Source organism: Haliscomenobacter sp., from assembly GCF_033763495.1.
Classification (GTDB): domain Bacteria; phylum Bacteroidota; class Bacteroidia; order Chitinophagales; family Saprospiraceae; genus Haliscomenobacter.
Window position 1 is genome coordinate 26,813 of sequence record NZ_JANRKL010000251.1, and the last position, 11,391, is coordinate 38,203.

Sequence of the window (11,391 nt, forward strand, 5' to 3'; positions counted from 1 at the left end):
CAATCCAAAGCAATGAAGTTTTCAAATTACAAACTGACTTGTAGCTTCCTCCTCCTCTTGTTGCTCTGTAGTGCCTGCATCAAGGAGTTGAATTTTGAACCGGGCAAACTGGACAACCTTTTGGTGATTTATGGGGTGTTTTCCGATCAGCCCGGAAAACACATCTTCAGGGTCACCCGCACCAATGCTTTTGAGCAGCAAGTAGACGGGGACCCTGTTAGCGGAGCAAAATTATATGTGCTGGATTCCAGGGCTCAAAAACACCCTTTTGTAGAGTTGACTCCGGGGACTTATCGTTTTCAGGACACGCTGTTTCGAGCAGTGGCGGGTGAAACCTATCAATTGGAGGTAGAACTCCCCGATGGTGCCCATTACCGCTCAGATGTAGAAGTTATGCCCGCGCCAGTTCGAATGGACAGTGTGTATCCGAGTGTAACAGTGAAAGATTTTGATCAAACTTTTATCCTCAATGCCGATGTCAACATCCCTGCAGATCCCAATGGTGTATATCTGCGCTGGGATGTAAGTCGGGTATGGCGAAGGACTTCCATTGATTTTGGGACTTTGTTTTTGGACTATTTTCGGTTTCCTTCCTATCCAATCTGTTACATGACCGAAGATCCGGAGCCCAATAGCATTCGCATTTTTGGCAATAAACGTCGGGATGCTTTTACTTTACGTGAGCAGCCCTTATTGAGTATTGCTGCCGATGATAAGTTTTATGAGCGCAATGCCTTTGAAGTTATACAATACCGTATTTCAGCCAAAGCTCATGAATATTGGAGCAATATTGATCGAGTGGGCAATCCAGCGGGAACCATTTTTGATGTGCCACCTGCCTCAGTACGGGGTAATATTTATAATGTAGAGAACCCCAAAGAACGTATCCTGGGGTATTTTGAAGTGGCAGCAGTAGACACGGCCTACACTTATAGCGATCGTTCAATTTTTAGGTATTCCATTAACGACCCTTGCCGGCGCGACTTCACGAACCCTGCTTGGGTGAACACTTACGGTTTCGACCCGGAATGTGCCTATTGTACAAATATTAAAGGACACTCGCTTAAGGTGCCAAAATTCTGGTAATTTTGTGACTCAGTAGTGGGGCAAAAATAGTTGTTCATTCTTTTGTCGCCCCTTAATCAGGAAATACATGTCACAAACCAGCTCCCGGAGCAATTACCAAATGCAGCTCTGGGCCCTTATCCTGGGCATCGCCCTGATGGCCATCAAATTCATCGCCTGGTGGTTTACCAATTCCAATGCTGTGCTATCGGACGCCCTGGAAAGCATCATCAACGTGGTGGCCGGAGCATTCGCTTTGTACAGCTTGGTCATCGCAGCCCAACCACGCGATCACAATCATCCCTATGGGCATGGCAAAATTGAATTTGTCTCTGCTGGTTTTGAAGGAGCGCTGATCTTTCTGGCAGGCATTTCCATTATCGGCAAGGCCATTTACAACCTGAACGTTCCTCAACCCATTGGCGCATTGGATTTAGGGGTTATCCTGACCGTAGTGACGGGTGGCTTCAACTACCTGATGGGCATTTACCTGGAAAGAAGAGGCCGCAAGGTGGAATCCACCATCATGGTCGCCAGCGGCAAACACTTGCAAAGCGATGCCTGGTCCTCGTTGGGGTTGATCATCGGGTTGGGCTTGGTATGGGCCACTGGCTGGTATGTATTGGATAGTGTGATTGCCATCATGTTTGCGCTACTGATCATCTACACGGGTTATGGCCTGGTGCGCTCGGCGATGGCGGGCATAATGGACGAGACGGATACAGCCCTGGTGGCCGAAATTGTAGAACAACTACAAACCCACCGCTCCTCCCACTGGATCGACATCCACAACCTACGGGTGATCAAATACGGTGCTAACCTGCACATCGATTGCCACATGACCCTGCCTTGGTACTTTACCACCCGCGAAGCACATCAGGAAGTGGACGCTTTTTCTAGGTTAGCGAACGACAATCGGGAAAATCCAGTGGAATTATTCGTGCATGTGGATCCCTGTACACCTGTTTCCTGCCCACTGTGTATGAAGGAGGATTGCGCGTATCGGAAATATGCTTTTGAGAAGCGGGTGGAATGGAAAATGGAGAATGTGGTGGTGAATGAAAGGCATGGGGTGTGAGAGAGGAGATGCCATTTTTGAACCACTCATTATGGGATTATTCCACAAATTATTCGAAAAAAAGGAAATGGAAAGTAAATCAGAAATTCCAGACGACAATCCTTCGCAAGAAGAGGATTGGGATTTTTATTTTAGTAATGTTGATGAGTTGATCGGCTCATTTTATATTGACTTAGGGTTAGCAAAAATTGCACCGCTTGTTGACAGACCAAATCTTGTTTGGGTCTCTGTAAATATGAATAACCCCAGAGAAGACGGACTTTCATCAAATGAAGAGTTTAACACCTTATCGGCTATTGAAGACAGACTTCAAGAATTTATTCTATGTAAGCACAACTCAACCTATGCAGGACGGTTGACTACTGATGGTCGTAGAGATTTTTATTTTTACATGGGTGACACGACTCTTTACGACAAGACCATTTCAGAAAGCATGGTTGCTTTTCCGAATTATACATTTGACTTCGGCATTAAAAAAGATAACCAATGGGAACAGTATTTCAACTTCATGTATCCAAATCCAAGACAATTTCAAAGTATTCAAAATCGCAGAGTAATTGATAATCTTGAAAAAAACGGAGACCCGTTAACAAAAGCAAGACAAGTAGACCACTGGATTTATTTTAAAACCGATAGCGACAGAACTGATTTAATAAAAAAAATTGAACCTCTAAAGTTTGATATAGTTAGCGGTGACGAAAAAACATCTTTCGGCGATTTTCCATATCAACTACACATTTCGCGTATTGACAAAGTTGACCTCGACAGCATTGACGATTATGTTTTAGACTTATGGCAATTTGCAAACGAATGTAATGGCGACTATGATGGATGGGAAACATCTGTTGAGAAAGAGTGACGAACGCTAGCCTCCCAAAACCACAAATCTACCACCTCTCCCCCCATGCGGCAAAAAAACACGCCAATCCCCGCAAATTTGCGGTAAATAATCCCTACATTTACCGCAAAACCCACCCACCCAATGCCAGAATACATCTACGAGTATCCCAACTGGACCGATTTTTCCTGGCAGGACAAAGCCATCAATGTCGTATTTGGGGAGGTGCGGCACCTGCAAGGCAAAATAATCGGGCAAATGAACGCTTTGGGCTTTTCTGCCAAAGAAGAAGCCACGCTTACTGCTTTAACCTTAGATATAGTCAAATCATCAGAAATAGAAGGCGAATTGCTCAATTATGAGCAGGTGCGTTCGTCCATTGCCCGGCGTTTGGGCATGAACACTGCCGGACTGGTGCCCAGCAGCCGCCACATCGAAGGAGTGGTAGAAATGATGCTGGATGCCACTCAACGCCATGCCAAGCCTTTGACCGAAAAACGTTTGTGGGGTTGGCACGCCGCGCTTTTCCCCACCGGGTACAGCGGACCTTACGCAATAGAAGTGGGACAATACCGCAGTGGCGAAATACAAGTGGTATCGGGTGCCATGGGCAAGGAAAAAGTGCATTACGAAGCGGTAAAGGCCGCCTCGGTAAAAACGGAAATGGACAAATTTTTGGATTGGTTTAACCAGGAAGACCGCTTAGACCCAGTTTTAAAAGCCGCCATCGCCCACTTTTGGTTCATCATCATTCACCCCTTTGATGATGGAAACGGTAGAATTGGCAGAGCCATCACCGATCTATTGCTCGCCCGTGCGGAAGGAAGTGGAGAACGTTTTTACAGCATGTCGAGCCAAATATTGGCCGAGCGCAAACGCTATTACGAAGTATTGCAACAAGTGCAACACAGCTCGGGCGACATCACGGAATGGCTCGACTGGTTTTTGCATTGCCTCAAAAATGCACTGCTCACCACGGAGAACACCACCCAAAAAATAATGCGCAAAGCTGAGTTTTGGAAACAACACGAACATACCCCCATCAACGAACGCCAAAGGTTGCTGCTCAACAAACTTTTTGACGGTTTTGAGGGCAAATTACAAAGCTCCAAATGGGCTAAAATTGCCAAAACCTCCACCGACACCGCCTTACGGGACATCAAAGACTTGGTAGAAAAAGGCATTTTGCAACAAACTGAGGAAGGAGGACGAAACGTTAGTTACGCATTGGTCGATTTTTAAATAGGATTAAAAGTGTGAATGATGCAACTAAAATCCGAATTTGTGTAACACCTTGGGGTATAAATACATTGACCTTGTGTAGGTACCAACCATAGTTTATAATGAACTTCATAAAATCAAAAAGGCCCGGCATAAATGTGTATGCCGCCTTTACGACCTTGTTTGCGATTGTAGTGTTGCAATCGTGCGATACGACCCAATATGTCTTTTCAATATCACCGATCGTTCCGGCTGCGGAAGGTTTGGTGAAGGTGAAGAAAGACAAAAACAGCAACTACAACATTGACTTAGATGTAAAGAATTTAGCAGAGTCAAAAAGACTTAGCCCCGCAAAAGAAACCTACATTGTGTGGATGGAAACAGAGCAGAACGGGAGCAAAAACATTGGACAATTAAAAACATCGAGTAGTATGCTTTCCAAAGCGCTTACAAGTTCCCTGAAAACTGTGGCAACCTTTAAGCCTACTGGCTTTTTTATTACAGCAGAAAACGATGCAAATGTTCAGTACCCCGACGGTCAAACCGTGCTAACCACCGGAGTGCGACAATAAAAACCATTTGCTGCAAAGTCGTTTCCCAAAGGTCAAAACTACCTGGGAATATTTAAGGCCTCCTAAACATGAGTCATCCTAAACCCAAAGCGACATTTTTTTATCACAAAGAAAGCACAAAGAAAGCACAAAGAAACACAAAGGACACAAAGCGAAGCGTCGTCAACGTCTAACTTTGTGTCCTTTGCGCTCTCTTTTTTCCTTTGTGGTAAAAAATATCGCTTTTGTAATGCTTTAAGAAATTCGGGATGACGAATGTTTCAAGGAGATCCTAAGTACACAAAATGGCTATGGCCGATTGTATTTGAAATTAAGAAATTATGACGCCTTATCATTTTGTCAGCAAGGTATCCGGAAAATAATGATACCCCAAATACGCAATTTTCCACTCCCCATCCACTTTCTCCAATACCCGTGTCTCCAGAGATTTGCCTAACAATTTACGCGTATCCTTTTCGTAGGAAAACTGCTCAAAAGTATACCAGGCCATATCCTGAGAAATCCTGAAGTTTTCATTGGCTCGTTCTTCGGTGGAGCCTTTCCAAATGGTGGCATCGGCTTCAAATTGGGACTTCTTTTCGTTTTTCAAAGATTCAAAGCCATTGTTGAAGGTTACTTTTTCAGGAAAACCATCCCAGTAGCCGAACTTGCGGAACGCTGGTGATTCGAGGTAGGTACTTTTCCAGGCTTCAAAATCCTGTTTGTAATAAGACTCGGTTTCTTTGGCGATGACAGCTTGAATGGCCGCTTTTTCTTTTTCGAAGTCAAGTTTTGGGGCCGTTTGTTGGCAGGCCAGGACGAATGTGCAAAGCAACAGGGTGCAAAAGGTGTTTTTCATTGGACTGGTTTTTGCGAATTAAAAATTCAATTAGGTTATCCTAATAGTAGCTTCTTGTGTTTATTGATCTGCTTTATGTTCCTAAGGTAAAGAAAAATTTTAAATAAGGTGCCTGACCTCTTCTCACCACTCCATCACCACATCCACCCGCCGATTTTGCGCCCGACCTGCTTCGGTCGTATTCGGCGCGATGGGCTTACTCAGCCCAAAACTTTGCACCGAAATTTTAACTGAGTCTGGCAACCCCATAGCTTTCAGCGCCTTGGCCACCGCTTCTGCCCGATTCTGGGCCAGCACTTGATTGTCTTTGGCGCTTCCCACATTGTCGGTATGCCCTTCGACGCGGCACTTGAGTCCAGGATTGTAGTTGAGGATACGGATGACATTGGCCAGGATGGAATCTGCTTCAGGTTTGAGGGCGAATTCGCCGGTTTCAAAAGATAATTTTTCAGCAAAACGAACCTTCATCGTTTCACCTTCCATTTGCATGTATTGTTTGGCCTCGTCTTCCATGGGTTTAAAATCGAAGGGCTGGAAGGCTTTTTCTTCGGCTTTTTTGTACATGAGTTTCAATCCCATACGATCGGGGAAACCCTGAAAATACCAAACCTTGATGTTATGAAAGCCAGAACTGAGCTGAATTTTGCCTTGTTTCATTTCTTTGAACTGTCGCAAGCCATCCCGATTGATTACTTCTGTAGAATCGATCCAGAGGCGGGAACCATCATCACTTTGCAATAAAAACTCGTATAGGCCAGTATTTTTCACCTCGAAACGGCCAGTGTAAATGATGGCAAAAACCTTTTTGTTTTTGGGAACGCCTGGAAAGGGCATATCCAAAAGGCGCTCAGTGATGAATAGCTTTTGTGTATAAACATATCCAATGGGTTCCGTCTGTTCGATCTCTGGAGTATAATGTACTTTTTTAGGATCGAAAAGGCCTTGCTTATCGAGGGGTATTCGAAACTCGTAAATAGTACCTTTAAACCCAACCAAAAAAGGAGTGGTACGGCCAAGGTCCTCTGTACTTTGGGCCAAGAGAGTGAAAAAACTTGCGTATAAGAACAAAAAGGACAGGATTAACTTGTGGGTCATGGCTGGAAATTACTTGGTGATCAGTTTGTTGTATCACCAGTATAACCAGATTTACCCGAAAAGTTACAGATCAAACCTGCCTTTTACAAATTAAAAAACCAATTGCAAAAGGATTGCCAAAACGCAAACTTGTGAAAATTCAGCACCGAATAATGGTAGACCAACAAAACCAATAACACCAACGGAAACACATTCCAGCGGCGAGGAGAGCGCCAATCCCAAATGCTCAAACCCAGCAAAATCAGATTCGCCAGGGCAAAACCAAAAACGGGAGCAATGGGAGTTCCTTCGATACGAGGAAGATAGGCCAATAAGCTGGGAAAATGAATGTGGATGATCCGATCTGTTATTGGTGTGACCATCGGGAAGGCTGTACACACCATAAAGCGGGCGTGTATGGTGGTTTGTTTGCGGTAATAAATGGCCAGCCCATAAAAAAGCATAAAAGCAATCAAGGCATTGATCACCAGGGCAATAAAATGGTAATCCATGCTGTCCAATGCCGAGTTTTTATCAATTTTGAACTTCAACAAATCCACCGTGCTGAAGAGCATCAAAGGAACCAGCAAGTAGGAAAACTTGCCAATACTTTTGTGCAGGCGGTTCTTTTTTGCACGAATCAAATAAGGTTGTACAATCAACATCAGGCACCACAGAATCAAGGCCAGTCCATGCAGGTGCATGCGGTAACTTTCCTGCTCAAAAATGCGGGTAAAATAAGTCAGCCAAAAGCCAAAAATGGCCAATAGAAAAAACAGGACAAAATAGAGGTAACTCCTTTGCCAGAGGGCCGCTTCCAGTTTCATGCTTTACAATTTACCGGCCAACGACCATTTTCCGTGAAATGGTGTTCAACCCATCGGTCAAGGTAAACACATACAGGCCTGGCGCCAGGTTATTGGCTTCAAAAGGAATCCGGTTGATACCTTGAATAATTTGCACTGGACGACGGGAGATGATTCTGCCGGTCAGGTCGTAAACCCGAAAGTCGAATTGCCCCCGGATTTCAGCTTCTACTTCAATTTGGGTTGAACCCGTAAACGGATTTGGGACATTGCCCATACGCAGCTTGGTGGCGGCAAGCTCCTTGGTAGAGGAGGTCAAACAAGCCTTGGAGCCTTGGGGCCGCACATACAGGTAGTAGTTGCCCGCTGCAAATTGATCACTGGGAAAGGTAACCGGAACAGGTAAAAAAGAATTGACTAGTCCGTCGATTTTAAGATCGTTTTGACCAAGATTAATTGGGTTGTTGGGTGTGCCCGCAATGAGGATACAACCTTTTTCTCCCGACTTGAATACACAATTGGGCGGATTACAGGTGTAGGATAAGCCACTCGGCAGATTTTTCACTGCTCCAGAGGTAGCAATGGATACACTATTTATAGAGAGGGTTAATCCACTCAGCGTAATTGATTTGGGAATGGCCAGGGTGAATACAAAATCGTAGAAAGTATTCAAGCAGGCGGTGTCAGAAATTCCACCCTTGAGGTTGGTAGGGGAATAGGGTAGGGGTATGACACCTACTGCCGTATCCGGCAAAGTAGCGTCGGGTTTACAGGCGGCGGTTTGTTGAGCCATGAGCGCAGTGCCCAAGCAGCACAGCGTCAGGATAGAAAGTATAAAATTTTTCATAACACCAGTTTAGGTTCAATGTGCAAAAAACTTAATCTAGCTCTAAAGCACTTGAACTGAAATGACCGCATGCAAAATAAGCATTTCAGGCAGATTCGGCAATTTTTTCTGCAAGAATGCAAAGCAGCGACCAAGTACTAGTTTTAACAAAAAAATCATCAATTTTGACCAACTCATCGTGGTCTTCCTTATCTTTTCCCTGAATTGAAAAATAAAAAAATGCAGGACTTCTTTCGTTGTGTCGGGTTTATTGCCCTGATCAGCTTTGCTTTTAATTCTGTTGATGCCCAAAATGCCATTTTGCGCGGCCAGGTGACCACCATCGATCACGAACCCCTGATCGGTGCTTCTGTTTATGTCAGCGAGGAAGTAGGCACGGCTACAGACACGGCAGGGCGTTTTGAACTCAGGCCTACCCCGGGTAACCTCACCCTTACTGTCTCCTATCTGGGCTACAAAACCTACACCCAAACGCTGGGCATTGTGGCGGGGCAAACCGTGGATCTGGACATCATCCTGCAAACCGAAGCCACCATCCTGAGTACCCTCACCTTCACTACGGGGCGTTTTGAAAAGCGCCTCGGCTCTGAAACGGTGTCCATCGAAGTACTCAAACCCAGCCTGATCAACAACAGCAACAAATTCCAACTGGACGAAGCCCTGCAAAAGGTACCTGGCTTGAGCGTCATCGATGGGCAGGCCAATATTCGCGGCGGCTCGGGTTTTTCCTACGGTGCTGGTAGCCGCGTACTCCTGTTGATGGACGATATTCCGATCCTTCAACTCGACGCGGGATTTCCCAACTGGAACGATATCCCGGTCGAAAATGTGGGTCAAATTGAGGTAGTTAAAGGAGCAGCTTCTTCCTTGTACGGTTCGGCGGCGCTAAATGGAGTGATCAACTTCCGCACGGCTTACGCACACAACGAACCCGAAACCAAACTCAGCCTGTTTACCTCTACCGTTGATGCTCCGGCGGATAAACGTTTCAAATGGTGGGACAAGGCGCCAGTTACCTTTGGTACGAGTCTTTCACACAAACAAAAAATAGGCAAACTCGACCTGGTCAGCAGCGTATTTTACCTGAATGAGCAAAGCCACAACGACAGCACCTTCACCAAATATGGCCGGATCAACCTGAATACCCGTTTCCGCGCCAGCAAACGCCTCACTTTGGGGATGAACCTCAACCTCAACGGCGGCAACAACAGCAGCTTTTTCTTCTGGCGGGCCGACTCGCTGAAATACAGCCCATTCCGGGGTACCGTTTCCAAAAACCAACCCCTGCGTTTCAACATCGATCCCCACCTGACCTATTACGATGGGGCCGGGAACCGCCACAAACTCCTCAGTCGCTACTTCCGGGTTGAAAACCGGGTGAGCAACGGGCGTTCCAATTTTTCCTCGCAGTACTACGCCGAGTACCAGTTTCAGCGCAAGTTTAAAGCCCTGGATTTGAACTTCACCGCAGGAGCGGTTTACATTGGCACCAATGTGGACGCCGAGTTGTACGGTGACACCACCTTCCAATCGCGCAACCTGGCGACTTATGCCGATTTTGAAAAAAGATTTGGCAGCAAACTGACCATCAGCGCTGGATTTCGCTACGAATCCAACCGCATTAACAATCCGGGGTTCACCTACCCGGTTGGGGTAGTGGCTCCTTCGGAGGAAAAGGAAGCCAAACCCGTGCTGCGCATCGGAGCCAACTATCAGGTGGCGGAATACTCTTTCCTGCGGGCTTCCTGGGGGCAAGGCTACCGTTTTCCAACCATTGCTGAAAAGTTCATTTACACCAATTTGGGAGGCTTTAACATCTCGCCCAATCCCGATTTGCAGTCAGAAACGGGCTGGTCGGCGGAATTGGGCCTCAAACAAGGTTTGAAAGTGGGTAGTTTGAAAGGCTTTTTGGATTTGGCTCTCTTCCGCACCCAATATCAGGACATGATGGAGTTCAACTTCGTTGATTTTAGAAAGGGTTTTATCTCGATCAATACGGGCGGAGTGCGCATATCGGGTCTGGACGCGAGTCTGGTAGGCGAAATGCAATTGTTCAATTGCCCGACGACCTTCATGGTGGGTTATTTGTGGATTGACCCCAAATTTTTGGAATTCGACCTGAGTCCCCAGGAGCCGGGCGTGCCACCTACTCAGGGGCAACGCAACGCCATTGCCAGTTCTTCCACCGAAAATGTGCTGAAATACCGCTCGCGCAACAACTACAAATTCGACATCGAAAGCCAGATCAAACGTTTTTCCATTGGTTTTGCCGGAACCTATTACAGCTTCCAGGAAGCCATCGACCGGACTTTTGAGTTCTTTGTACCGGGCATCAAGAGCTACCGGGAAATGAACAACCACGGAGTGACTTTGCTGGATCTGCGGGTAGCCTATCGGCCAATTGACAACTTAAAGCTGAGCTTTTTGGTCAACAATGTGGGGAATGCGGAGTATGTGTCGAGGCCGGGGTTGATGGAGGCACCGAGGAATTTTGCGTTGAGGGTGGATTGGAATTGGTAATAAATTTAAATCCCCAATTTAAATACCCAGCTGGTACAAGCAGATCAAAAAATCCCCTCCAACTCTTGCAAATGATGGACCATGTAAGTCGACTGCACCTCTGGTACTACCTGCAAATGATTGACAAAAACCGTATCCAACCCTGCGTTGGTCGCCCCTTGAATATCCGCTTCCTGATTGTCTCCGATCATGATGCTTTCGTCCGGCTGAGCCTTGCTTTGCTTGAGTGCGTATTCAAAAATCGCCCGATTCGGTTTTAGGCTTTGAGCAGCTTCAGAAGTAATCACTTCCTGGAAATAGCCTTGTAGCTCGGCACTTTGCAATTTTTGATCCTGGATTTCCTGAAAGCCATTGGTGATCAGGTGCAAAAAATAGTCTTTATTTTTGAGGTATTCCAGTATTTCGATGGTATGTGGAAACAGGTTCTTTTTGTAAGGCAAACGCTCCAGAAACTCCACCGACATAGCTTTGGAAAGCGGCTCGTCTTCGACTCCGAAATCCATGAGTGCCAGCCACATCCGGCGCCAGCGCA

At 46.1% G+C, this 11,391-nt stretch carries 11 protein-coding genes; 6 read left to right on the forward strand and 5 right to left on the reverse strand.

Features of this window, described 5'->3' with window-relative positions; translation table 11 throughout:
• Positions 1-12: 12 nt before the first annotated feature.
• The 5 genes from SFV55_RS29425 (at position 13) to SFV55_RS29445 (ending at position 4,774) form a co-directional block, all read left to right on the forward strand.
• The gene (locus SFV55_RS29425) at positions 13-1,086 is read left to right on the forward strand and encodes a DUF4249 domain-containing protein (protein ID WP_320033182.1); all 1,074 of its coding nucleotides are present in this window, start codon (positions 13-15) and stop codon (positions 1,084-1,086) included.
• A 67-nt stretch (positions 1,087-1,153) separates the two neighbouring features.
• The gene (locus SFV55_RS29430; protein ID WP_320033183.1) at positions 1,154-2,143 is read left to right on the forward strand and encodes a cation diffusion facilitator family transporter; all 990 of its coding nucleotides are present in this window, start codon (positions 1,154-1,156) and stop codon (positions 2,141-2,143) included.
• The gene (locus SFV55_RS29435) at positions 2,124-3,002 is read left to right on the forward strand and encodes a DUF695 domain-containing protein (RefSeq protein ID WP_320033184.1); all 879 of its coding nucleotides are present in this window, start codon (positions 2,124-2,126) and stop codon (positions 3,000-3,002) included. The genes SFV55_RS29430 and SFV55_RS29435 overlap by 20 nt, the downstream gene beginning before the upstream one ends.
• Positions 3,003-3,125: 123 nt before the next feature.
• Positions 3,126-4,223: a Fic family protein gene (locus tag SFV55_RS29440; protein ID WP_320033185.1), complete on the forward strand. Its 1,098-nt coding sequence runs from the start codon at positions 3,126-3,128 to the stop codon at positions 4,221-4,223.
• A gap of 101 nt (positions 4,224-4,324) precedes the next feature.
• Complete coding sequence (locus SFV55_RS29445) at positions 4,325-4,774, forward strand: hypothetical protein (protein ID WP_320033186.1); 450 nt, start codon at positions 4,325-4,327, stop codon at positions 4,772-4,774.
• Positions 4,775-5,105: 331 nt separating this feature from the next.
• On the opposite strand, the gene SFV55_RS29450 is transcribed toward SFV55_RS29445, so the two are convergent.
• The 4 genes from SFV55_RS29450 to SFV55_RS29465 all read right to left on the reverse strand — a co-directional run bounded on the left by SFV55_RS29450 (position 5,106) and on the right by SFV55_RS29465 (position 8,339).
• The gene (locus SFV55_RS29450; protein WP_320033187.1) at positions 5,106-5,612 is read right to left on the reverse strand and encodes a hypothetical protein; all 507 of its coding nucleotides are present in this window, start codon (positions 5,610-5,612) and stop codon (positions 5,106-5,108) included.
• Positions 5,613-5,735: 123 nt separating this feature from the next.
• Positions 5,736-6,707: an OmpA family protein gene (locus SFV55_RS29455; protein ID WP_320033188.1), complete on the reverse strand. Its 972-nt coding sequence runs from the start codon at positions 6,705-6,707 to the stop codon at positions 5,736-5,738.
• 83 nt (positions 6,708-6,790) lie between these two features.
• Positions 6,791-7,513 (reverse strand): hypothetical protein, encoded by a 723-nt coding sequence (locus SFV55_RS29460; RefSeq protein ID WP_320033189.1) that lies wholly within the window; start codon positions 7,511-7,513, stop codon positions 6,791-6,793.
• A gap of 10 nt (positions 7,514-7,523) precedes the next feature.
• Positions 7,524-8,339, reverse strand: coding sequence for a T9SS type A sorting domain-containing protein (locus SFV55_RS29465; RefSeq protein ID WP_320033190.1), 816 nt, complete (start codon positions 8,337-8,339; stop codon positions 7,524-7,526).
• 219 nt (positions 8,340-8,558) lie between these two features.
• On the opposite strand from SFV55_RS29465, the gene SFV55_RS29470 reads away from it, so the two are divergent.
• On the forward strand, positions 8,559-10,859 hold the full coding sequence (locus SFV55_RS29470) for a TonB-dependent receptor (protein ID WP_320033191.1): 2,301 nt from the start codon (positions 8,559-8,561) through the stop codon (positions 10,857-10,859).
• Between the two features lie 44 nt (positions 10,860-10,903).
• On the opposite strand, the gene SFV55_RS29475 is transcribed toward SFV55_RS29470, so the two are convergent.
• The coding region (locus SFV55_RS29475; protein WP_320033192.1) for an HAD-IA family hydrolase at positions 10,904-11,391 on the reverse strand (488 nt) is incomplete at its 5' end.

What these genes read in the sequence shown, in the direction of transcription:
- SFV55_RS29465 (WP_320033190.1), bottom strand. Translation starts at nt 8,339, where the DNA reads ATGAAAAATTTTATACTTTCTATCCTGACGCTGTGCTGCTTGGGCACT.
- SFV55_RS29450 (WP_320033187.1), bottom strand. Translation starts at nt 5,612, where the DNA reads ATGAAAAACACCTTTTGCACCCTGTTGCTTTGCACATTCGTCCTGGCC.
- SFV55_RS29445 (WP_320033186.1), top strand. Translation starts at nt 4,325, where the DNA reads ATGAACTTCATAAAATCAAAAAGGCCCGGCATAAATGTGTATGCCGCC.
- SFV55_RS29425 (WP_320033182.1), top strand. Translation starts at nt 13, where the DNA reads ATGAAGTTTTCAAATTACAAACTGACTTGTAGCTTCCTCCTCCTCTTG.
- SFV55_RS29440 (WP_320033185.1), top strand. Translation starts at nt 3,126, where the DNA reads ATGCCAGAATACATCTACGAGTATCCCAACTGGACCGATTTTTCCTGG.
- SFV55_RS29435 (WP_320033184.1), top strand. Translation starts at nt 2,124, where the DNA reads ATGAAAGGCATGGGGTGTGAGAGAGGAGATGCCATTTTTGAACCACTC.
- SFV55_RS29430 (WP_320033183.1), top strand. Translation starts at nt 1,154, where the DNA reads ATGTCACAAACCAGCTCCCGGAGCAATTACCAAATGCAGCTCTGGGCC.
- SFV55_RS29455 (WP_320033188.1), bottom strand. Translation starts at nt 6,707, where the DNA reads ATGACCCACAAGTTAATCCTGTCCTTTTTGTTCTTATACGCAAGTTTT.
- SFV55_RS29470 (WP_320033191.1), top strand. Translation starts at nt 8,559, where the DNA reads ATGCAGGACTTCTTTCGTTGTGTCGGGTTTATTGCCCTGATCAGCTTT.
- SFV55_RS29460 (WP_320033189.1), bottom strand. Translation starts at nt 7,513, where the DNA reads ATGAAACTGGAAGCGGCCCTCTGGCAAAGGAGTTACCTCTATTTTGTC.